Raw genomic sequence first — 22078 nt, 5'->3', positions numbered from 1 at the left:
ACCTCGTTGATTCAGTACGGTCACTTCCCGCTTGCCCCATCGCTTCAAGACACGCCCCAACCCACCAGCGCGCCAATGACCAGGCCGCCCAGCGTCAACCCCACCATTGCGGCTTGCCACTTGCGGCGCGAGCGCTGGTAGTCCGCCGCGCGCTGCTGCAGGCGCTGCTCGAGCTCGCGCTCCACATCCAGTGCCTGCAAGCGGGCGGCCTCCGCGGCCTCCGCGGCCTCCACCAGTTCAGCCATGCGTGCCTGGGCGCTCTGCAACTGCTGCAGCTCATCGGCCACACGCGCCTTCAGCTCCTGCTCGCGCTGCTGCCAATCCAGCTCGGCCTGCTGCCACTGGTCGCGCCTTCGCAGCCACCCGGCATCGGCCTCGTCCTTGGCCTGCTGCAGCTGCTGCGCATAGGCGGCGGTGGCGCCCCACTCGCGCTTGGCCACGGCAAGATCGGCGATGTAGGCGTCCAGCAGCCGCGCCGTGGATTTCCATTCCTTCTCGGAGTTGGCGGTACGCACCGCCAGCTCACGCAGGCCGCCGGCGAGACCGCTCAGCAGCGCAGTCGCCTCCGCATCGAGATCGGCACGGAACGGCGGGTTGGCCTGCAGGCGCGCCGCGTCGCTGGGCAGGCGCACCGCCACGCAGTACTCGCGATAGGGCTGGTCGCTGTGATCGCCGGCGAACACCCGGCTGTTGTAGAGACGGTCGGCGGCGCTGACCAGCGGCTCCAGCTCGGGGAACTTCACCTTGATGAAATGCGCACCCATCAGGCTGGACCACAATGCGGCATTGCCCTGCCCGAAACGCAGCACCGTCATGCCGGCGCTTTCAAACGCGGCCACGATCTCGGCGGTGTCCACCAGGCCGAATTCCTTGTGCTCCTGCAGCCAGACATAGTCCTCGCCGAACAGCTCATGCCAGCGCCCATTCGCATCGACTTCAGCGTCACGCACCCACGGCTGATCCGGCGGGAAGCCGACGATGACCGCACGGCTGGCGACACGCGCCATTTCGGCCGCGGCCTTGGCACGCAGGGGCGCGGGAATATGCTCGAGCACATCCAGCGAGACCACCGCGTCGAAGCCCTGCTCGGGGAACGGCAGCGCGGTGGCGTCAGCCACCACGAAGTCCTTCTCGTCCCCTTCGGCATGCAGGTCGGTGTACAGGAACGTTGCCTGTGGCAGGAACTGCCCGAGCAGACGCTGACGGTTGGCCCCTACTTCCAGCACCCGCGGCGCGGGCAGATCGAGCGCCTGCAGCAGATGCGTCGCCGCAGCGTAGCGCTGGTAATGGTCAAAGGGAATTTCAAGCAGCGTCGGGGTCATGGACCTTCCACTCATGCGGGATATAGACCACGCCCTCACTGAAGTAGGGCGCAGCCACGGTGAAGACACTGGCTTCGGACAGATAATCCAGGCAGACCAGGCCCTTGTCGGTGAACAGTCCCACATCAACGCGGTAGCTGCCGGTCAGCAGGGTCATCGACGGGATGCAGTAGCTGACGCGGTGCGAGCCGCGGGAGGTGGGAATCACCACCCGCTCAAGATAGGTGTTGGGGCCAAAGATATGCAGGCCGTCCATGCCCTTGATCGCTACGCCGAGCAGCAGGCCATCGACCACCTCATCGCCGACGGTATAACTGATGTCCACCGTCAGCGGCTCGAACGGGGCCAGCATGTCGGTGCTCAGTGCAACCGTTTCAAGATGCGCGGGGATGCTGCCCGGGGCGGGTGCCTGGCGCACTTCGGCATCCTGCGCCACGGCCAGGTCCTTGCCCAGTTCGTAGTCGCGGAAACGGTCGGCCACGAAGCTGGCTTCACCGTGCAGCTTGACCTTGCCACCTTCCAGCCACAGCGCGGTCTGGCAGAAGCGCTTGACCTGCTCGAGCGAATGCGACACGAACAGGATGGTGGCGCCGCGTGCACGGATCTGTTCGATGCGCGCAAGGCATTTCATCTGGAAGCGGATGTCACCCACCGACAGTGCTTCGTCGATGATCAGCACATCCGGTTCGGTGTGGATGGCCACCGAGAACGCCAGGCGCACGTACATGCCGCTGGAATAGGTCTTGACCGGCCGATCGAAGAAATCGCCGATATCGGCGAAGTCGATGATCGACTGCAGCTTGTCGTCCACTTCCTTGCGGCTCAGGCCCAGCAACGAGGCGCTCAGGTACACGTTGTCGCGGCCGGAGAAATCCGGATTGAAACCGGCCCCCAGTTCGAGCAGCGCGGCAAAGCGCCCGCGGATGCTGACCGAGCCGGAGGTCGGGCGCACCGTGCCGCACAGGATCTGCAGCAGGGTCGACTTGCCGGCGCCGTTGCGGCCTATGATGCCGACGGTCTCGCCCTTCGGCACGATCAGGTTGATGCCGTCCAACGCGCGGAAGGTGCGGCTGGCCCGGTCGCCGGAAGGCTTGAGCAGCGACAGCAGGCGGTCGCGCGGGTTGGCGTAGACCGGATAGTCCTTGGTCACGCCCACCACTTCAATGGCCGCGTCGGGTGAGGCATGCACCGTGGTGGTCTGCGGGTTGTTCATAGGACGTCCGAGAAGCCGCGCGAGAGGCGACGGAAGAGCGCGTAGGCCAGCATCGCCGCCGCCACGGAAAGCAGGAAGTGCGGCAACAGGGTGGCCAGATCAGGCGCCGAGTTCTGCACCGTCACCGCACGCAACTGTTCGATGGGGGTGACCAGCGGGTTGAAGTACACCAGGCCGCGCGCCGCCTCGGGCATTGCATGCGCCGGGAAGAAGATCGGGCTGAGAAACAGCAATACACTGCTGAGGATGCCGACGAACTGGCCGATGTCGCGCAGATAGACCCCCAGTGCCGACAGCGACCAGGCGATCGCAAGCAGCATGGGGGTCATTTCCAGCAGGATCAGCGGCGAGGCCAGCGCCCATGCCGACGGCAGCCCCGACTGCCAGGTCTGCGCGACCAGCAGGATGGTCAGGCCGATGCCGGCGGTGGTCAGCGCTGCGGCCACCTTTACCATCGACAGGACCGGCAACGGGAATACCACCTTCTTCACGAAGTTGGGCTGCCCGGCGATGATACCCGGTGCGGTGATCAGCACTTCCGACAGCAGCGTAAACGGTACCAGGCCTGCAAACAGCATCAGGGCGAAGTCGCCGGTGGATTCGGCCCCCGCCCATCGCGCCTTGAACACGCCACTGAACACCAGCGTGTACACGCATAGCATCAGCAAAGGTTGCAGCACCAGCCACAGAACACCCAACGTGGTGGTGCGGTACCGTGCTGCCAACTCACGCCCCAGCAGCTGGCGGAACAGGAACAGGAGATTGGCGTGCTTCTGCATGAATCAGCGGTTCCCTGCCAATGCCCGCTCCAGATCCACCTGCAGATCCCCCAACTCCTCAACACCCACGCTCAGCCGCACCAGCGCATCGCTGATGCCCAGCTGCTCCCGGCGTGCGACCGGGATCGAGGCATGCGTCATCACCGCCGGGTGGTTGACCAGGCTTTCCACACCGCCCAGCGACTCGGCCAGGGTGAACAGCTCGGTCTTCTCGCAGAAGCGCTTGGCCGCCTCGAACCCACCCTTGAGTACGATCGAGACGATGCCGCCGTAGCCGGCCATCTGCTTGCCGGCCAGCTCATGCTGCGGGTGCGAGGCCAGGCCGGGGTAGATCACCTTCTCCACCGCCGGGTGCTTTTCCAGCCACTGGGCCAGGGCCAGCGCGTTGGCGCAATGTGCCTTCATGCGCAGCGGCAGGGTCTTCAGGCCGCGCAGGGCCAGGAAGCTGTCAAACGGGCCCTGCACGCCACCCACCGAGTTCTGCAGGAACGCCATCTGCTCGGCCAGTTCGGCGTTGTCACCAACCACCACCATGCCGCCGACCATGTCCGAGTGACCGTTGAGGTACTTGGTGGCCGAATGCAGGACCAGGTCCGCGCCCAGTTCCAGCGGGCGCTGCAGCATCGGCGAGGCGAAGGTGTTGTCGACCACCACGATCAGGCCATGGCGCTTGGCGATGGCAGCGACCGCGGCGATGTCCACGATCTTCAGCATCGGGTTGGTCGGGGTCTCGATCCACACCATCTTCGTCTTCGGCGTGATCGAGGCTTCGAACGCCGCCAGATCGGTCAGGTCGACGAAACTGAAATCCAGCCCGGCGGTGCGGCGACGCACGCGCTCGAACAGGCGGAAGCTGCCGCCGTAGATATCGTCCATCGCCACCACGTGGCTGCCGGCGTCCAGCAGCTCGATCACCGTCGAGCTGGCCGCCATGCCCGAAGCGAACGCAAAGCCACGGGTACCGCCTTCCAGCGACGCCACGCAACGCTCATAGGCGAAACGGGTCGGGTTGTGCGTGCGCGAGTACTCGAAGCCCTGGTGCTCGCCCGGGCTGGACTGGGCATAGGTCGAGGTGGCGTAGATCGGCGGCATCACCGCACCGGTACTGGGGTCGGGCGACTGGCCACCGTGGATGGCCAGCGTGGCCAGGGCCAGCGCACGGTCGGGCGAAGAGGAGTTGGACATGTCGTTTCCTGAATGGCGCCGACGTGCGGCGCCGTCAAAGGATCGGGAGTCTATCAGCGCAGCCTTAACGAGCTTTGACGCGAATAAACCGGAATTCAGCGGTGAACTGCCGTGATCGGCGGCTTACTGCACGCGACGGCGCAGGTAGTTCAGGAGGTCGATACGGGTGATCAGGCCCAGGAAAGCATCGCCGTCCATCACGATCGCCACCTGGCCGCGGTCGAACACCGGCAGCAGGGCCTCGATCGGCGACTTCACGTCCAGCCGGTCCAGCTTGCTGACCATCGCCGTGGCAACCGTGTCGCGGAAGCGCGCTTCGTCGCCATAGACATGCAGCAGGACGTCGCTTTCATCGACGATGCCGACCAGCTGGTCACCGTCCATCACCGGCAGCTGCGACACGTCATACAGCTTCATGCGCTGGTAGGCGGTGGTCAGCAGGTCGTTCGGGCCAATAACGACAGTGTCGCGCTGGCCGTACGGACGCAGGATCAGGTCGCGCAGGTCGCCGTGCTGCGGGCGCTGCAGGAAGCCGTTGTCCAGCATCCAGTAGTCGTTGTACATCTTCGACAGGTACTTGTTGCCGGTATCGCAGACCAGTACGAGCACCTTCTTCGGTGTGGTCTGCTCCTTGCAGTACTTCAGCGCTGCGGCCAGCAGGGTGCCGGTGGACGAACCGCCGAGGATGCCTTCCTTGCCCAGCAGCTCGCGCGCGGTGTGGAAGCTCTCGGCGTCGCTGATTGCATAGGCTTTCTTGACACGGCTGAAATCGGAGATCGACGGCAGGAAGTCCTCGCCGATGCCCTCCACCAGCCAGCTGCCCGACTTGTCGTTGAGCACGCCGTCGTTGATGTATTCGGCCAGGATCGAGCCGACCGGATCGGCCAGCACCAGCTCGGTCTTGGGCGACAGCTTGGCAAACGCGCGCGACAGGCCGGTCATGGTGCCGGAGCTGCCGCAGCCGAACACGATGGCGTCGAGGTCCCCCCCCATCTGCTCCAGGATCTCCGGGCCGGTACCGAATTCGTGCGCTGCCGGATTGTCCGGGTTGCCGAACTGGTTGATGAAGTAGGCGCCCGGGGTCTGCTCGGCGATGGTCTTGGCCAAGTCCTGGTAGTACTCCGGATGGCCCTTGGCCACGTCCGAGCGGGTCAGGCGGACTTCGGCGCCCATCGCCTTCAGGTTGAAGATCTTCTCGCGGCTCATCTTGTCGGGAACGACGAGGATCAGCTTGTAGCCCTTCTGCTGTGCCACCAGCGCCAGGCCCAGGCCGGTGTTGCCGGCGGTACCTTCAACCAGGGTCGCGCCCGGCTTCAGGTCGCCACGCTGCTCCGCCGCCTCGATCATCGACAGGCCGATGCGATCCTTGATCGATCCGCCCGGGTTGGCGCTCTCCAGCTTCAGGTAGAGCTCGCAGACGCCGGTGTCCAGGCGCTGGGCCTTGACGATCGGGGTCTGGCCGATGAGTTCGAGGACGGAAGAATGAATGGGCATTCGGAGGACTTTCGATTCGCGCCGCGCAGGGCCGGACCGATGATTATCCGTCGGATGGCGATGAATGTCAGGTCGTTGCGCCGCGGGGCCGGAAGCCCGCAAAAAAGGGATGCGGACGGCCCCGGATCGACGAGGAGACCGGTGCCGCCCGCATCGGTGAGTTGTGCCTGAAGGCCAAGGCACCACCGCCTGTGGTGCCTTGGCGCGGCCGCCTCATCGGCGCGGCCGCGATGCCAGGGCAGGAGCCCCCGGCAGGGCCATCGATGGCCGGGTCACGCCGTTCCGGGCGCGACGATGTGCGTCAAAGCGTGGGGGACGTCGTTGGGAGCGGTGTTTCGTACATTCGCAGAAGACGTTGCTTGGCCAGCAGCTTCTCGCGCTTCATGCGACCCAGGGTGACATCATCGATCGGGAGTACACCCAACTCCGCGTCCATGCACTTCTTGTTCAACTTGCGGTGCTGGTCATGGAGTGCCCTGAACTCCGGATCACGCGCGCGACGTGCGTCGATCTCGCTCTGGGGCTGATCTTCAAACATGATGGACCTCCTTCGACAGATACACGAACGCCCCGGCCGAAAGGCACGGGGCGTTGTTCATGGAGGAGCGCCGGTCGATGGCCACCTGGACGCCTGCAACGACCTGCGGCACTGGCCTGCGCACGTCGATCTGCTGCGGTTCGCGCCCTGCTTGCATCGGCCCGGCCCTCCCATCGTCCGGTCCGCGGCATTGCGTCCCGGACGATTGACCCTACGCCTGCTCAAGGCGGGGTACAAGACCCCTGCGTCAAAAAGACCGAACCCCGCCGGGCGGGGTTCAGGCTGAATGCTCATCACAACGAAAAACAAACAATATCAATGCATTACGGGGCAATGATGACCTCGGCCGAGCGCGCCCGGGTGGACGCAGCCTTCTTGCCGCTGACCTGGATGCGGTTGCTGGCGACACCACCCGCGACCAGGGCGTCGCGCAGCGCTTCGGCACGCTTCTGGCCCACGCCGTTGGCACTGTCGTAGGCCTCGATGCGCAGGCGGCCCTTCTTGCCGATGTTCAGGTACTCGGCCAGGGCCTTGGCCTGATTGCGGGCCCCACTGGACAGGCTTGACGCGCCGACGGCGAATGCGTCACCAGCGAAGGTGAAAACTTCGCCACGGCCATCGAACTTCGAGCCCGGCAGTTTCTGCCCGGACACCAGTTCGGCTTCCTCGCGGGCCAGCTTGGCGGCGTTCTGCTGTGCGGCGCTCAGACGCTGCTGCTGCTTGCCGGCCACGCTGGTCAGGGCGTTCTCGGCGTCCTGGCGGGCCAGGGTCTCGGCTTCGGCGGCCTGGCGCAACCGTTCGGCCTCCTCGGCCTGCATCTGCGCCTGCATGCGCAGCTGCTCGGCTTCCTGGCGGGCACGGGCCGCATCGCGGCGGCTGGCCTCGATCAGCAGGTCGCTGCGGGTCCGATCCAGGCGGTCCACCTCGCGCGCGGCCAGTGCGGTGCGCACGGCGGTCTCGGCGATCTCGACCCGGCGCTCGGCCAGGTAGGTGGCCAGCTCCTGATCGCGGCGCTTGGCCTTGTCCAGGGTGGCGATGGCCTGCTGGGCCTGCATGCGCTCGAACGCGCCCAGCTCAGCGGTATCCGGGTTGGCCTGGATGGCCATCAGGCGCTGGCTCAGCTGCGCCACCATCGGGTTGTCGGCGGCCATGGCCAGGGTCGGCAGCGCCAGCAGCGCGGCCAGGGTTGCGGCGGTCATCGGCTTCACCGGCGGTCCTCCCCGGTCGACAGCTGGCGTTGCAGCTGGTTGACCTCGTTGCGGCGCAGCTGCAGCTGCGCGCTGACGGTGGCTTCCTCGCTGCGGACGCGGGCCAGGTCGGCATCGGCGGCGGCGCGCAGGGCCATTGCCGGCGCATTCTTGCGCTCGCGGCGGTCGCCTGCGGCGCGCTGGGCCTGCTCCAGCCCCTGCCGGGCCAGCCCGATCAGGTCCGGGGCGTACTGGTCGGCATCGGCCTGGGTGGCCTTGTCGACCGCCTGCCGGGCCTGCGCCAGTTCCAGGGCGGCGTCCTGCGCCCAGGCGGGGGCAGACAGTGCGAATGCAAACGCCATCACATACAGGCCATGGCGCATTCGTGCGAAGCTAAGTCGTTTCATTGGGGAGGCCGTACCGGTTGTCGGTTCACGGCCATTGTCGTCAAGCCGACACCGTGCTGGCAACGGGCGTCGGCCGTTTCGTTGGGGAAAATTCGCAATGGATATCGGCTACTTCCTGAAGCTGATGACCGAAAAGAACGCTTCGGACATGTTTTTGACCACCGGGGCACCGGTCTACATCAAGATCGAGGGGAAGCTCTATCCGCTGGGCAACACCGGCCTGCCGCCGGGCATGGTGAAGAAGATTGCCTACTCGCTGATGGACGAGGGCCAGGTGCCGCAGTTCGAGCGCGAACTCGAGCTCAACATGGCCATCGCCCTGCCCGACGCCGGGCGCTTCCGCGTCAACGTGTTCAAGCAGCGGGGCGAGGTCGGCATGGTCATCCGCGCCATCCGCAGCCGCATCCCGAGCATCGAGGAGCTGAACCTTCCGCAGGTGCTGAAGGACGTCATCATGACCCCGCGCGGGCTGGTGCTGGTGGTGGGGTCCACCGGCTCCGGCAAGTCCACCTCGCTGGCGTCGATGATCGACCACCGCAACAGCACCACCACCGGTCACATCCTCACCATCGAGGACCCGATCGAGTACCTGCACAAGCACAAGATGTCGATCGTCAACCAGCGCGAGGTCGGCCTGGATACCCATGCCTTCCACAACGCGCTGAAGAACGCGATGCGTGAAGCGCCGGACGTGATCCTGATCGGCGAGATCCTGGATGCGGAAACGATGGAGGCGGCGATCGCCTTCGCCGAGACCGGCCACCTGTGCCTGGCCACCCTGCACTCCAACAACGCCGACCAGACCATCGAGCGCATCCTCAACTTCTTCCCGGAAAGCGCGCACAAGAACGTGCTGATGAACCTGGCGCTGAACCTGCGTGCGGTGATCAGCCAGCGCCTGGTGAAGAACAAGGAAGGCCGTCGCCTGCCGGCCACCGAGGTGCTGATCAACACGCCGATGATCCGCGACCTGCTGCGCCGCGGCCAGGTGCACGAGATCAAGGCGGCGATGGAAGCCTCGCTGGAAGAAGGCATGGAGAGCTTCGACCAGTGCCTGTTCCGGCTGGCCAAGGCCGGCATCATCGAGCAGGAAGAAGCGCTGCGCGCGGCCGACTCGCGCGATGGCCTGGCCCTGAAGTTCCGCCTGTCCGAGGGCAGCAGCGGCGAGCATGACCCGTACGCCGATTTCTCGGCGGGCGCGCCCAGCATCACCCACGGCTTCTGATCCGCGCAGCTCTTTCGACACCGGTAGCGCCGGGCCATGCCCGGCGCAAGCCTGAAGGATTCAGGGCCGGTCTCATCCATTGAGACCGCTCATCCGTAGGTTTCCGCAATGGAAACCATCCGCAAGCTTGCCATCCTGGCTGACGCCGCCAAATACGATGCCTCCTGCGCCTCCAGCGGCTCGGGCAAGCGCGACTCACGCGCCAGCGGCGGCATCGGCAGCACCGAAGGCATGGGCATCTGCCACAGCTATACGCCGGATGGCCGTTGCGTTTCGTTGCTGAAGATCCTGCTGACCAACTTCTGCGTCTACGACTGCGCGTACTGCGTGAACCGGGTCTCCAGCAACGTGCCGCGTGCACGTTTCAGCGTGGATGAGGTGGTCACGCTCACCCTGGACTTCTACAAGCGCAACTACATCGAGGGCCTGTTCCTGTCCAGCGGCATCATCCGAAATGCGGACTACACCATGGAACAGATGGTGGAAGTAGCCCGGCAACTGCGCGAAGAACACCGCTACGCCGGCTACATCCACCTCAAGACCATTCCCGAGGCCTCGCCGGAACTGCTGGCCAGTGCCGGGCGCTATGCCGACCGCCTGTCCATCAACGTGGAACTGCCGACCGAAGCCGGCCTGAGCGCCTTGGCGCCGGAGAAGACGGTTCATTCCATCCGTGGCGCGATGGGCGAACTGCGTTGGCGCATCGAGGAAGCCAAGGAGGCGCGCAAGGCCCCCGCAGCGGTGGCGCCGACGGCCAGCCGCAGCGCACGCCCGCGCCCTCCCCGTTTCGCCCCGGCCGGGCAGAGCACGCAGATGATCGTCGGCGCGGACGGGGCCAACGACCAGCAGATCCTGGCCAGCGCCGACAGCCTGTACGGCAGTTACCGCATGCGCCGGGTGTACTACTCCGCCTTCAGCCCGATTCCGGATGCCAGCCGCCAGCTGCCGCTGCAGCCGCCGCCCCTGCAGCGCGAGCACCGCCTGTACCAGGCCGACTGGCTGCTGCGCTTCTACGGCTACGGCGTGGATGAGATTACCGATACCACCCAGGACGGCATGCTCGACCTGGATATCGACCCGAAGATGGCCTGGGCGATCCGCCACCCCGAGCGCTTTCCGGTCGATCTGAACCGGGCACCGAAGGAAATGCTGCTGCGCGTGCCCGGCCTGGGCGTGCGCAACGTCAAGCGCGTGCTGATGGCGCGCCGTCACGGGCGGCTGCGCGTGGCCGACATCGCGCGCCTGAAGGCACCGATGAGCAAGCTGCTGCCGTTCGTGCTGCTGGCCGACCATCACCCGCGCAAAGCGCTGGACGATCCGGCGGCGCTGCGCGCGCAGCTGGCCCCGCCGCCGCGCCAGGGTTCGCTGTTCGATGCCCCGCCCGCAGCCTGACGCGCAACGCTGGTCGCTGCGGGTGGATCCGCCGTGGTCGCTGGACGCCTGGCGCAGCGGTGCGCGCGAAGCCCTGCTGCGCGGCGTCGCGCCGGAGCAGCTGGACTGGCTCGAGGGTAGCGACGCATCACTGCTGGACGCGCCAGCGGTCACCTCGGCGCCCGCACAGGCCGATGCTGGCGCACCGACGGTACCGCGCGACTTCCTGGAGCTGGCGGCCACCTGCCTGTGCCATCGCGACGGACAGCGCATGGCCCTCCTGTACCGGTTGCTGTGGCGCATCACCCATGACGAACGCTCGGTGCTGTCAAACCCCGCCGATGCCGACGTACTGCGGGCGTTGGCCATGGCACAGGCGGTCCGCCGTGACACGCACAAGATGAAGGCATTCGTGCGCTTCCGCGAGGTGCCTGGCCAGCCTGATGCGTTCATCGCCTGGTTCGAGCCACAGCACCACATCGTCGACCGGGTCGCGCCCTTCTTCGCGCGCCGCTTCACCGGCATGCGCTGGGCCATCCTCACGCCTTCGCGCAGCGTCGCCTGGGATGGGCAGGCGCTTGCCTTCGGCCCCGGTGCACGGCGTGAGGATGCCCCGCCCGAGGATGCACGCGAGTCGCTGTGGCAGACCTACTACGCCAGCATCTTCAATCCGGCCCGGCTCAACACGCGGATGATGATGCAGGAAATGCCGGCCAAGTACTGGCGCCATCTGCCTGAAGCACAGTTGCTGCCACGCCTGGTGCGCGATGCGGCCGACCGCGTGCAGGAGATGCATGACCGGCCGGCGCAGGCGCCGCGACGCAGGATTCGCCCACGTGCGAACGCTGCGGCGCCGGCAACCGATGCCAGCAGTCTGGACAATCTGCGCGGACAGGCCAGCGCCTGCCGCCAGTGCCCGTTGTGGGAGCAGGCCACGCAGACCGTGTTCGGCCAGGGGCCGGCAGGGGCCGAGGTGATGCTGGTCGGAGAACAACCCGGCGACACCGAGGATCTGCGCGGGCAGCCGTTCGCAGGACCCGCCGGCCAGGTGCTGGACCGCGCACTGGCGGAGCTGGGAATCGATCGCGCCCAGCTGTACCTCACCAACGCGGTGAAGCACTTCCACCATGAGCGGCGCGGCAAGGTGCGGCTGCACAAGCGACCGGAAAGCCGCCACATCCAGGCCTGCCGCCCCTGGCTGATGGGCGAGATCGCGCGTGTGCGGCCCCGGGTGATCGTGTGCCTGGGCGCGACAGCGGCAGCCTCTGTATTCGGTCGTGACTTCGACCTCTCACGCGACCGCGGACGCTGGCACACCCTCGAAGATGGCACGCGCGGCTACGCCACTGTGCACCCGGCGTGGGTGCTGCGACAGACCGACGATGCCCGCCGCGAGGAGGCCTACCGGTTGTTCCGCGATGACCTGGCCCGATTGCAACAGAAAGGGGACGGAGGGGATTAAGTCGTAAATGCACTTACGACGTGATCCGTTCCGCCCCCTCTGCTTTCAGGCGGCGTCGGGCTGGTTTTCCGGGCGTGCGCGGTCGAAGGCGTCCAGCGCCTGGCAGGCCGCTTCGATGCGGCGCAGGGTCGGGTACGGTGCCAGGTCCAGGCCGAAACGGTGGGCGTTGTACAGCTGCGGCAACAGGCAGATGTCGGCCAGGCCAGGGCGGTCGCCGTGGCAGAAGGTGCCGGTGTCGCGGCTGTTGGCCAGCATCGCTTCCATCGCGTCAAAGCCTTCGGCGATCCAGTGCAGGGTCCACTGCGTGCGGGTGTCGGCAGGCAGCTGCAGGTCGCGTTCCAGGTACTGCATCACCCGCAGGTTGTTGATCGGATGGATATCGCAGGCCACAAGCTGCGCCAGCGCCCGCACCCGTGCGCGGCCCGCAGCATCGGCAGGCAGCAGCGGCACCTGTGGGAAGCGCTCTTCCAGGTACTCGAGGATCGCCAGCGACTGGGTCAGCGTGTGCCCCTCACGCAGCAGGGTCGGCACCAGCTGCTGCGGATTGAGCGCGCGATAAGCCTCATGGTGCTGCTCGCCACCGTCGCGCACCAGATGCACCGGCCGCGCCTCCCAGGCCAGGCCCTTCAGCTCCAGGCCGATGCGCACGCGGTAGGCGGCGCTGGATCGCCAGTAGGTGTACAGCACGATGCCGTCGTCGACCGGAATCTCCATCGCCGCCTCCATGCTCAGGGCTTGGCCGCCTGTTCGATGCGCTGCTCGATCGCACCGAAGATGCTGTTGCCGGCAGCGTCGAGCATCTCGATCCGGACCACGTCGCCGAAGGACATGAACGGCGTGCTCGGCTTGCCGTCACGCAGGGTCTCGACCACGCGCTGCTCGGCGAAGCATGAGGCACCCTTGCTGGTGTCTTCGTTGGCGATGGTGCCCGAGCCGACGATGGTGCCGGCACCCAGCGGGCGGGTCTTGGCCGCATGCGCGACCAGCTGGGCGAAGTTGAACTGCATGTCCACGCCCGCCTCCGGCGCACCGAACCACTGGCCGTTGATGTGGGTCAGCAGCGGCAGGTGCACCTTGCTGTCCTGCCACGCAGCACCCAGCTCATCGGGGGTGACGAACACCGGGGACAGCGCCGAACGCGGCTTGGACTGCAGGAAGCCGAAGCCCTTGGCCAGCTCGCCCGGGATCAGGTTGCGCAGGGAGACATCGTTGACCAGGCCGACCAGCTGGATGTGGCTGGCGGCCTGTTCCGGAGTGGCCGCCATCGGCACGTCGTCGGTGATCACCACGATCTCCGCTTCCAGGTCGATGCCGTAGTCCTCGCTGACCACCTTGACCGCATCGCGCGGGCCGTAGAAGCCCGCACTGGTGGCCTGGTACATCAGCGGGTCGGTGTAGAAGCTCTCGGGCACCTCGGCACCGCGGGCGCGGCGCACGCGCTCGACGTGCGGCAGGTAGGCGCTGCCATCGACGAACTCATAGGCACGCGGCATCGGTGCGGCCAGCGCCTGCGGATCGAGGTCGAACACGCCATCGGCGTCGCCAGCGTTGAGCGATTCGTACAGGGCGTTCAGGCGTGGCGCGATGTGGCTCCAGTCCTCCAGGGCCTGCTGCAGGGTGGCGGCAATGCCGGTGGCGCGCACGCCGTGGCGCAGGTCACGCGAGACGACGATCAGGGTGCCGTCGCGGCCGCCTTCCTTCAAGGAACCAAGCTTCATGGGTGGGTGTCCGGAGTCGTGGGCAAACAAGTTTCAAGTGTAATCAAATCTGCGGCGGCGCCAAGCTGCAGCGCGGCATCGGCCCAGCCTACCGTAGTGGGGGGTTCGGCAGGGCTTGCAGCCCTGCACCTGCTCAATGCAACGGCAACGGCAACGGCAACGGCAACAGCTGGCTTTCCGTGGGTTGCCTGGGCGGTGTCGGATTGCGGGGACGCCGCAAGTACGTCCCTGTAGGCTTGGCCGCGGCATCCATGCCGCGGACACCCCGCAATCCGACACCGCCCGCCCTCGACACATTCCGGCGACTGCTGGTGGATGTCGACCTTGGTCGACACATTGGTCAGATATCGAATGGAATTCCGGGGGACAGATCCGTTTTCCAAAGGAAAGCGGATCTGACACCAAGAGACGTCCCAGCAGCTCGCGGGAAACTGTCGAAGGCGGGGTGGGCCCGGTGGCGGGAGTGTCCGCGGCATGGATGCCGCGGCCAAGCCCCCATGGACGGGTTTACGGCGTCTCCCGCCACCGGACCCACCCCGCCATCCCTCAGGAAACCCGCTTTTGACGTTGACGTCGCTTTGGCCTCTGCGGGTGCAGGGCGCAGCCCTGCAGAGAGAACCGCTTACCTGAACAGGCCTTTTTGCGTGAAGTCTCAAACATCGTTTAGACTTGCGGGGTCTGCAGCGGCCGTCCGTTTCCCTCCGGGACCGCCGGCGACCAGGGTCCGCCCTCTTCGCCCGCCCCCACTCCGACGCCGTTCGTCACGCATTCCAGCCGGCGCTTCGTGCCGGCTGCACCCAATTCTCGCAGCGCGGTTCACGGGAACGCTCCGAGTCAGCCGATCACTTTGATCTGCCCCCGTCTGTCCGTTCGGACAGGCGTTTCTTGTACCTGGAGCAATCTCAATGTCTTTTGAATCGCTGGGCCTGGCGCCCTTCCTGCTGCGTGCGCTTGCCGAGCAGGGCTACGAAAACCCGACCCCGATCCAGCAGCAGGCGATCCCGCTGGCGCTGGCCGGTCGCGACCTGCTGGCCGGCGCACAGACCGGTACCGGCAAAACTGCCGCGTTCGGCCTGCCGTTGCTGCAGCACCTGGGCACCGCCTCGCAGGAAGTGCGTGCCGGCCCGCGCAAGCCGCGTGCGCTGATCCTGGCCCCGACCCGCGAACTGGCCACCCAGGTGCATGACAGCCTGCGCGGCTACAGCAAGTACCTGCGTATCCCCAGCGCCTGCATCTACGGCGGTGTCGGCATGGGCAACCAGCTGGACATCCTGCGCCGTGGCGTGGACCTGCTGGTGGCCTGCCCGGGCCGCCTGATCGACCACCTGGAGCGTCGCAGCGTCGACCTGTCCGGCATTGAACTGCTGGTGCTGGACGAAGCCGACCGCATGCTCGACATGGGCTTCCTGCCGTCGATCAAGCGCATCCTGGCCAAGCTGCCGAAGCAGAACCGCCAGACCCTGCTGTTCTCGGCCACCTTCGAGGACAACATCCGCCAGTTGGCGCTGGAGTTCATGCGCAACCCGGAACAGATCCAGGTGACGCCGAAGAACACCGTGGCCGAAACCATCACCCACCGCGTGCACCCGGTCGATGCCGGCCGCAAGCGTGACCTGCTGCTGCACCTGCTGGCGCAGGACAGCCGCGAGCAGACCCTGGTGTTCGCCCGTACCAAGCACGGCAGCGACAAACTGGCCACGTTCCTGGAAAAGTCGGGCATCAAGACTGCGGCGATCCATGGCAACAAGAGCCAGGGCCAGCGCCTGCGTGCGCTGGGCGACTTCAAGGCCGGCCGCGTGACCGTGCTGGTGGCCACCGACATCGCTGCGCGCGGCATCGACATCAACGAGCTGCCGAAGGTGATCAACTTCGACCTGCCGATGGTGGCCGAGGACTACGTGCACCGCATCGGTCGTACCGGCCGCAACGGCGCGACCGGCCAGGCGATTTCGCTGGTGGCGCAGGATGAAGTGAAGCTGCTGCGCGCGATCGTGCGCCTGCTGGGCCGCGACATGGACATCCGCGATGTACCGGGCTTCGAACTGCAGGTTCCGATCCGCTGGGGCAACAGTGCGCCGGGCAAGGCTGAGCACGATACCGGCGAGCGCGCACCGCGCAAGAGCCACGCACGCCGTCCGCACGGTGATGCGCCGCGCCATGCGCATGCCGGCCCGAAGAAGGCCGGCGGTGGCCGCCGCGAAGGCGGTGGAAATGGCCAGCAGCGTGCAGGTGCCGGCCAGGGCCAGCGCCGTGGCGGTGGTGGCGGCCGTGGTCGTGGCCAGGGTGGCGGCGGTGGTCGCGCTGGCTGATCCCAGCTGACATGGAGGGTGCTTCCCGCTGCGCGGGGGGCTATCGAAGGACGGCGCTGACGCGCCGTCCTTTTTTGTTGCTGGCTACCGTGAGTAGAAGCCGGCGGTGTGCTGCGCTGAGGGAGGGTGGGAGTGGGGCCAGCGCAAAACACGCCGTAAACCCATCCATGGGGGCTCGGTCGGCGCATCCATGCGCCTCACGGTTTTGCGCTGGCCCCACGCCCATCCGCTTCAAGCATTGCCCGCGCCTTCTTCTCCCGCCGGGTAGCCGGGAGAAGAAAGATCAAATTCAAATTCAAATTCAAATTCAAAGTCAAAAGCCGAAGCCGCAATTCCTGGCTTTGCTTTTGCCCTTGCTCCCGCCTTGGGGTCTGATGCGTCCGCGCCCGCAGGAAACTGTCATGGGAGGCAGGGGGCCTCAGCCAGGACCGTTGGCGCCAAGGATGGCGCCATCGAGCCCCCATGGATGGGTTCACGGCGTGTCCTGGCTGAGGCCCCCTGCCTCCCAAGCACAACAACGACTCGGCGCCAAACGCCTCAACCCCGCGCCTTACTCGGATTCACCAGATTCCCGAAGAAGATCGCGTTGATCAACAACCGGTCCGTGCCGTGCCAGTACTTGCGGTGCGCCGGGTCATCGGCAAACAGCACCACGTTGCCCTGCCCCTGCGCCGACACCAGCACCCACGCGCTGCCCGCCACCCGCGCACGGTTGCGCTCGGAAAGATAGCCATTCACCCGCGGCGGTGTGTCGATGCGTACCACCGTCGAGAACGGATTCGTGCTCGGCTGCAGCGTCACCGTGCTCTCCTTGTTGATCGCCAGTTGCCGGCGCGGCACGCCAAACGCCAGCGGATGACTGGTGTCCACATCGGCGCTCAGGATGTTGCCGCTGACCCGCTCGATCGCGGCGATGTCGCGCTGGTCACCGAATGCACGGCGGCTCTCGTCGGCAGTCTCTTCTTCCTTGCCGAGCTTCTCGCCGTCGGCCAACTTCTGCTCGATCGCCCACTTCGATGCACTGCCGTAGGTAACCAGCGAGCCACCCGCCTGCACCCAGCGCTTCAGCGCAGCCACCGCCGTGGTATCGACGCCGGTGTAGGTACCCCCGGACAGCACGATCGTGGTGTAGCGGTCCAGGGACACTTTGCCCAGCTGCTGCGGGTCCAGCTTGCTGGCAGGCAAATGCAACTGCTGGTCGAGCAGGAACCAGGCCGAGCCGATCTCGGTGGCGGCCACGCCCTCACCCATCACCAGCGCAACCGCGGGTTTGCGCAGCGCCTTGACGCCGTCACTGCCCAGATCGATGCCTTCGCGGCTGCGGCCACTGGACAGCGCGTGCACCTGCACACCTGCCTCGCGCGCGGCCGATGTCACTGCCTCAAGCAGCGCCGCGCCCTGCAGCGCTTGCCCGGCAACCGGAATCACCAGGCTGCCGGCGGCGAAGCTGACGTCGCCCTGCGCGGTCGCGGTGGTGAACGGCTGGAATGCTGCACGTGCGCTCACGCCTTTGCCCTGCAGCGCGGCCAGCGCGCGCCCGGCGTTGTAGTCGCGCCAGTCGATCGCGTAGGCGAACCCGGCCTGGCCACCCAGCACCGCGCCCTGCTGCGCCGGCAACGCAGTCACCCGTGCGCCGCCTTCGATACGGCTGCGGCTGCCGGCGAAGGCCACGCCGTAGGCCGGTGCGATTGCATAGCTGGTGCTGCCGTAGAACACGTCGCCCTTGATCGGCGGCGTCTCGGCAAAGATCGAATGCACCAGGCGGAACTGCGCCTGCTGCAACTGCACCACGTAGGCGCTGCCGGCATCGAAGCGCTGCCCATCGACGGTGACTGCACGCTCCAGCGCACGTACCTCGATGCGATGCAGCAGCAACAGTTCCAGCAGGCGACGGGTCAGTGCCGGATCGTGCGCGTCGCCGAACACGAAGCTCTTCACCGGCTGCTGTGCGGCCTGCTTCAACGCGCTCTGGAAGAACTGCTTCTGCAGGTCGAACAGGCCACTGCGCTCGGCCACTGCACCACGCACCGTGCCCAGCCCGGTGGCGACCTGGTTGCGGACGGTGAACGGGAAGGTCAGCAGGCCATTCACCGATTCCTGCACGCGGCCACGTGAACTGGCCTGCTCGACGGTGACGCCGACCGCGCCGTGGAAGTCCGGATAGGTCGAGCCGTACACCGGCGAGAAGTTGTCGAAATTCTCGCCGGTGTAGTACAGCGAACCCAAGGCATCCAGCGCCTGCGCGTGGTACTTGGCCAGGGTCTTGTTGAACTCGTACGACGGCGCCGGAATCAACGGGCTGTGCATGCTCTTCGGCGAAGGCTCGAAGTAGTACGTGCTGTCCTTGCCCATTTCGTGGAAGTCGATCTGCACGTTCGGGTACCACTGGTGGAACACCTCCACCTTCGGCCGCGAGTCCTGCTGGGTCAGGGCCAGCCAGTCGCGGTTGAGATCGGTGAAGTAGTGGTTGGTGCGGCCCTGCGGGAACGGCTCGACGTGCTCCTTGTCAGCCGGGTCGGCCGAGGCCGGATCGGAGGCCCACGCGTTGTGCCAGTTGGCGGCGCGATCGCGACCGTCCGGATTCTGCGCCGGGTCGAACAGCACCACCGCCTGCTGCAGCCATTGCTGGGTCTCGGCACTGCGGTTGGCCACCAGGTAGTAGGCGGTCAGCATCGCCGCCTCGGCGCTGGAGGTCTCGTTGCCATGCACGCTGTAACCCAGCCACACCACCACCGGGCTGTCGCCCGCCGCACTGCGCGGCTGCGCCGGATCGACCAGGGTCGCGTGCTGCTGGCGGATCTGTTCCAACCGCGCGTGGTTGCCGGCAGCGGTTACCGTGGCGATCAGCAACGGGCGCCCCTCGTAACTGCGGCCGATCTCGCGCACGCTGATCTTGTCCGAGCGTTTCGCCAGTTCCTGGAAGTACGCCACCAGCTGGTCGTGCCGGGTGTAACGGCTGCCGATCGGGTAGCCGAGGAACTGCTCGGGTGTGGGAATGGACGTATCGAACGCGGCCGCGTCGACGGCCTGCGGGAAGAAGTACGCACTCTGTGCCTGCGCTGGCTGCGGGCAGGACAGTGCGGTGGCGGCGGCGATCAGCAACGGAAGAACGGCACGACGATGCAAGGACACGGTGACTCCCCAGGACACAACGGCAGACGGTCGCGCGGCCGGCTCCCTGAAGAAACCGGCCGCAGCGGATGGATCAGAAGCGGTAATCGAAGCCTAGCGTGAAGTAGCGGCCGCGCAGGTCGTACTGGCTGAAGTCGTATGGCGCGCGGATGCCCGGGAACGAAGCGTCGTACGGCGGCGTCTTGTCAGCCAGGTTCTGCACCTTGGCATACAGCGTCAGTTTGTCGATGCCGGTGTAGCCCAGGTACAGGTCGTACTGGCTATAGCTGCCGACGCGCTGCTGCACGGCCTTGGCTGCGGTGCTGGCTTCCTGGCGGTAGCTGCTGGTGTAGTACCAGGTTACTGCGGCGTTGAAATCACCGTACTTCCAGTCCAGCGTGGTGGTGGCCTTGTCCTTGGGCAGGGTCGCGCCCAGGTTGCTGCCGGCGTAGTCCACCAGCGGGCCACCGACCACGGTCGGGCGACGGTAGTCGCGCACGTGGGTATAGGCCGAGGACACGGTGAAGTCACCCAGCGCCGCGGTCGGGATGCGCTGGCGCAGTTCGACGTCGATACCCGAGGTCTTCAGCTCGCTCAGGTTCTGGTAGCGGTTGTAAACCGCCTGCAGCTTGCCGCGCTCATCGCGCTGCACCGCGCCAGCCACGTTGTCGTTGACCAGGGTCTGGGTATTGTTGGTGCCGACCAGGTTGTCCAGCTGGATGCGGTAATAGTCCACGCTCAGGTTGGTGTTGGCCCACGGTGACAGCACCACGCCGAAGTTCACGCTCTTGGTTCGCTCGGGCTTCAGTGCGTTGTTACCGACGGTGAAGAAGGTCGGGTTCTGGCGCGAGCCCGGCACGTCCGGATCACGCGGATCAACCACGCTGCCGTAGGCGATGCTGGTGCTGTTGGAGTTTTCCGACAGCGACGGTGCGCGGAAGCCCTTGGAAGCGGACGCACGCACCAGCAGGACATCCAGGGGCTGCCAGCGCAGGCCGATCTTCGGCGAGAACGCATCGCCGAAATCGTCGTAGTGGTCGGCGCGCGCGGCAGCGGACAGCTCCAGCGTCGAGGCCAGTGGCACGTTCACTTCGGCGTAGGCCGCACTGACCTGGCGCTTGCCGTGTACTTCGGCAATGGCCGGGCGCACCTGCAGGCCGGCATCGATCTGCCACGGGTTGTTGGAGTCGAGCTTTTCGCGGCGCCACTCGGCACCGGCCGCGAAGCCGATCTCACCCGCCCAGGTATGGCCCAGGCTGCCGGAAATCTTCGCATCGATACCCTGCAGCTTGGATTCGGCCGGACGCAGCGTGGCGATGTTGATCGAATCGCGCACCGACTGCGGCGTGGCCGCCGGGTTGAGCAGGTTGTAGCTGCCGGTGGCCAGCGCGTCGGCCAGCGCCCAGCGATTGGCGAAGCCGCCGGACACGCTCTCGCGCTCGCTGCTGCGCGCACCGAATGCAGCCACTTCCCAGTCCCAGTTGGCGGTGGTGCCGCGCAGGCCGAACACGCCGCGATAGGCCGTGGATCGGTTGGTCTTGATGGTGCCACCAAGGTCGAAGAACGTGTACTCGATCGGGATCGCACGGCCGTACGGGTTGTACGGATTGTTGGCCGGCAGCAGCGACGACACCGGCTCGGCCAGGCCGCTGTTGGCGTTCAACGCGAAGCGGCCGCTTTCCAGGGTGAAGAACGGGCTGCTGCCGAACCACGCGGCGCTCTTGATCTGGCTGTACAGCACTTCGCCGAAGGCCTCGACGTTGTCGTTCAGGCGGAAGGTGCCGTTGGCATAGGCCTGGTAACGCTTGGTCGAGGGGATCAGCGTGGTGAACGGCGCCTGGTTGAAGCCGCAGGTGTCACCGGACAGGCCATCAATCGGCGCGCTGGCAACGCGGGTGGTGCCGGCCGGGCAGTTGCCGTTGGCGTCGAGCATCGGCACCGACACGCCGTTGATGAGGTAGCGCGCGCCCTTGGCCGACCAGCCGTTCCAGCGGCCACCCGGCTTGTCGGTGTAGATGCCGCTCCTGGTCAGGTTGCGTTCGTCCTGGTCCAGGCGCTCACGGTTGTACCCCTGCAGACTGAAGAGGATGTTGTAGCCATCGGTGTCGAGATCACCCAGGCCGCCGACGAACTTCAGGTTCTGCTCGTGCAGGCCGCCCTGGTCGGCACCGCCGAAGCTGCCGCCGATCTCGGCGCCTTCGAAGTTCTGCCGGGTGATGATGTTGACCACGCCGGCCACGGCGTCGGAGCCGTACACCGCCGAGGCGCCGTCCTTGAGCACCTCAATGCGCTCGACCGCGACCAGCGGCAGCGCATTGAGATCGACGAAGGTGTCGGACAGGCCACCGGCCGGGAAGCCATAGTTGGCCAGCCGGCGGCCGTTGAGCAGCACCAGCGTGTTCTTCTGCGACAGGCCACGCAGGCCGATGCCGGCCGAGCCGGACGCCCAGCCATTGTTGGTGGTTTCGTTGGCAGCGTTGCCGGTGTTGGCCGAGATCGAGCGCAGCACGTCGGCGACGGTGGCCTTGCCGGTCTGTTCCAACTGCTGGCGGCCGATCACCTGCACCGGGTTGGAGGCCTCGGTATCGGTGCGCTTGATGTTGGAACCGGTGACGCGCACGGCGGCCAGGGTGCTGGCTTCGCCACTGGCGTCGGCGGAGGTTTCGGCGGCGGCGGACAAAGGCGCGGCCAGAGCGACGGCCAGGGCCGCCACGAGCAGGGTGTGCTTGGGCATGACGATGTGGGGGAGGTGGAAAG

General features: G+C 66.5%; 16 protein-coding genes. 4 read left to right on the top strand and 12 right to left on the bottom strand.

The window, feature by feature from the left end; genetic code table 11:
• Positions 1 to 44: 44 nt before the first annotated feature.
• The 8 genes from AC5P7R_RS10765 to AC5P7R_RS10730 form a co-directional block, all read right to left on the bottom strand.
• A complete protein-coding gene (locus tag AC5P7R_RS10765) occupies positions 45 to 1322 on the bottom strand; it encodes a methyltransferase domain-containing protein (RefSeq protein WP_206621854.1) in 1278 nt (425 codons plus the stop codon).
• Complete coding sequence (locus AC5P7R_RS10760; protein WP_227853667.1) at positions 1303 to 2535, bottom strand: ABC transporter ATP-binding protein; 1233 nt, start codon at positions 2533 to 2535, stop codon at positions 1303 to 1305. Before AC5P7R_RS10760 ends, AC5P7R_RS10765 begins: the two co-directional genes overlap by 20 nt.
• The gene (locus AC5P7R_RS10755) at positions 2532 to 3314 is read right to left on the bottom strand and encodes an ABC transporter permease (RefSeq protein ID WP_227853668.1); all 783 of its coding nucleotides are present in this window, start codon (positions 3312 to 3314) and stop codon (positions 2532 to 2534) included. Before AC5P7R_RS10755 ends, AC5P7R_RS10760 begins: the two co-directional genes overlap by 4 nt.
• A 3-nt stretch (positions 3315 to 3317) precedes the next feature.
• The gene (locus AC5P7R_RS10750) at positions 3318 to 4499 is read right to left on the bottom strand and encodes a cystathionine gamma-synthase (RefSeq protein ID WP_111103836.1); all 1182 of its coding nucleotides are present in this window, start codon (positions 4497 to 4499) and stop codon (positions 3318 to 3320) included.
• Positions 4500 to 4622: 123 nt separating this feature from the next.
• Positions 4623 to 5993 carry a pyridoxal-phosphate dependent enzyme gene (locus AC5P7R_RS10745; RefSeq protein ID WP_021202680.1) on the bottom strand — a complete coding sequence of 457 codons (1371 nt, stop codon included), beginning with the start codon at positions 5991 to 5993 and terminating at the stop codon, positions 4623 to 4625.
• A 301-nt stretch (positions 5994 to 6294) separates the two neighbouring features.
• Positions 6295 to 6531, bottom strand: a complete 237-nt coding sequence (locus tag AC5P7R_RS10740; protein WP_005407964.1) for an HP1242/YdcH family protein — start codon at positions 6529 to 6531, stop codon at positions 6295 to 6297.
• 323 nt (positions 6532 to 6854) lie between these two features.
• Positions 6855 to 7739, bottom strand: a complete 885-nt coding sequence (locus AC5P7R_RS10735; protein ID WP_019660955.1) for an OmpA family protein — start codon at positions 7737 to 7739, stop codon at positions 6855 to 6857.
• Positions 7736 to 8101 (bottom strand): DUF4398 domain-containing protein, encoded by a 366-nt coding sequence (locus AC5P7R_RS10730; RefSeq protein ID WP_019660954.1) that lies wholly within the window; start codon positions 8099 to 8101, stop codon positions 7736 to 7738. The genes AC5P7R_RS10735 and AC5P7R_RS10730 overlap by 4 nt, the downstream gene beginning before the upstream one ends.
• Positions 8102 to 8222: 121 nt before the next feature.
• Here AC5P7R_RS10730 and AC5P7R_RS10725 point away from each other — a divergent pair, with 121 nt between their 5' ends.
• The 3 genes from AC5P7R_RS10725 (at position 8223) to AC5P7R_RS10715 (ending at position 12183) form a co-directional block, all read left to right on the top strand.
• On the top strand, positions 8223 to 9350 hold the full coding sequence (locus AC5P7R_RS10725) for a PilT/PilU family type 4a pilus ATPase (RefSeq protein WP_014035879.1): 1128 nt from the start codon (positions 8223 to 8225) through the stop codon (positions 9348 to 9350).
• A 108-nt stretch (positions 9351 to 9458) separates the two neighbouring features.
• Entirely contained in the window at positions 9459 to 10742 is a 1284-nt protein-coding gene (locus AC5P7R_RS10720; protein WP_111103838.1) for a putative DNA modification/repair radical SAM protein, read from the top strand.
• Positions 10723 to 12183, top strand: a complete 1461-nt coding sequence (locus tag AC5P7R_RS10715) for a UdgX family uracil-DNA binding protein (RefSeq protein ID WP_188250028.1) — start codon at positions 10723 to 10725, stop codon at positions 12181 to 12183. Before AC5P7R_RS10720 ends, AC5P7R_RS10715 begins: the two co-directional genes overlap by 20 nt.
• Before the next feature lie 45 nt (positions 12184 to 12228).
• Here the strand turns inward: AC5P7R_RS10715 and maiA are convergent, their stop codons facing one another.
• Positions 12229 to 12897: a maleylacetoacetate isomerase gene (gene maiA, locus AC5P7R_RS10710; protein ID WP_227853670.1), complete on the bottom strand. Its 669-nt coding sequence runs from the start codon at positions 12895 to 12897 to the stop codon at positions 12229 to 12231.
• A 14-nt stretch (positions 12898 to 12911) separates the two neighbouring features.
• Entirely contained in the window at positions 12912 to 13901 is a 990-nt protein-coding gene (locus tag AC5P7R_RS10705; RefSeq protein WP_005415155.1) for a fumarylacetoacetate hydrolase family protein, read from the bottom strand.
• A gap of 905 nt (positions 13902 to 14806) precedes the next feature.
• Between AC5P7R_RS10705 and AC5P7R_RS10700 the strand changes: the two genes are divergently transcribed.
• A complete protein-coding gene (locus AC5P7R_RS10700) occupies positions 14807 to 16210 on the top strand; it encodes a DEAD/DEAH box helicase (RefSeq protein WP_155028908.1) in 1404 nt (467 codons plus the stop codon).
• A gap of 537 nt (positions 16211 to 16747) precedes the next feature.
• Here AC5P7R_RS10700 and AC5P7R_RS10695 read toward each other — a convergent pair.
• Both AC5P7R_RS10695 and AC5P7R_RS10690 read right to left on the bottom strand, forming a co-directional pair.
• Positions 16748 to 19342, bottom strand: coding sequence for a M14 family zinc carboxypeptidase (locus AC5P7R_RS10695; RefSeq protein ID WP_478436193.1), 2595 nt, complete (start codon positions 19340 to 19342; stop codon positions 16748 to 16750).
• A gap of 73 nt (positions 19343 to 19415) precedes the next feature.
• Positions 19416 to 22055, bottom strand: a complete 2640-nt coding sequence (locus tag AC5P7R_RS10690) for a TonB-dependent receptor plug domain-containing protein (RefSeq protein WP_111099285.1) — start codon at positions 22053 to 22055, stop codon at positions 19416 to 19418.
• Positions 22056 to 22078 lie beyond the last annotated feature (23 nt).

Source organism: Stenotrophomonas sp. YJH_SMC_27 (assembly GCF_059369815.1).
This window is presented reverse-complemented; position numbering and strand designations above follow the sequence as displayed.

Bases quoted from the DNA above. Each gene is read 5' to 3' on its own strand.
- AC5P7R_RS10765 (WP_206621854.1), bottom strand. From the start codon at position 1,322: ATGACCCCGACGCTGCTTGAAATTCCCTTTGACCATTACCAGCGCTAC.
- AC5P7R_RS10760 (WP_227853667.1), bottom strand. From the start codon at position 2,535: ATGAACAACCCGCAGACCACCACGGTGCATGCCTCACCCGACGCGGCC.
- AC5P7R_RS10755 (WP_227853668.1), bottom strand. From the start codon at position 3,314: ATGCAGAAGCACGCCAATCTCCTGTTCCTGTTCCGCCAGCTGCTGGGG.
- AC5P7R_RS10750 (WP_111103836.1), bottom strand. From the start codon at position 4,499: ATGTCCAACTCCTCTTCGCCCGACCGTGCGCTGGCCCTGGCCACGCTG.
- AC5P7R_RS10745 (WP_021202680.1), bottom strand. From the start codon at position 5,993: ATGCCCATTCATTCTTCCGTCCTCGAACTCATCGGCCAGACCCCGATC.
- AC5P7R_RS10740 (WP_005407964.1), bottom strand. From the start codon at position 6,531: ATGTTTGAAGATCAGCCCCAGAGCGAGATCGACGCACGTCGCGCGCGT.
- AC5P7R_RS10730 (WP_019660954.1), bottom strand. From the start codon at position 8,101: ATGCGCCATGGCCTGTATGTGATGGCGTTTGCATTCGCACTGTCTGCC.
- AC5P7R_RS10725 (WP_014035879.1), top strand. From the start codon at position 8,223: ATGGATATCGGCTACTTCCTGAAGCTGATGACCGAAAAGAACGCTTCG.
- AC5P7R_RS10720 (WP_111103838.1), top strand. From the start codon at position 9,459: ATGGAAACCATCCGCAAGCTTGCCATCCTGGCTGACGCCGCCAAATAC.
- AC5P7R_RS10715 (WP_188250028.1), top strand. From the start codon at position 10,723: ATGCCCCGCCCGCAGCCTGACGCGCAACGCTGGTCGCTGCGGGTGGAT.
- maiA (WP_227853670.1), bottom strand. From the start codon at position 12,897: ATGGAGATTCCGGTCGACGACGGCATCGTGCTGTACACCTACTGGCGA.
- AC5P7R_RS10705 (WP_005415155.1), bottom strand. From the start codon at position 13,901: ATGAAGCTTGGTTCCTTGAAGGAAGGCGGCCGCGACGGCACCCTGATC.
- AC5P7R_RS10700 (WP_155028908.1), top strand. From the start codon at position 14,807: ATGTCTTTTGAATCGCTGGGCCTGGCGCCCTTCCTGCTGCGTGCGCTT.
- AC5P7R_RS10690 (WP_111099285.1), bottom strand. From the start codon at position 22,055: ATGCCCAAGCACACCCTGCTCGTGGCGGCCCTGGCCGTCGCTCTGGCC.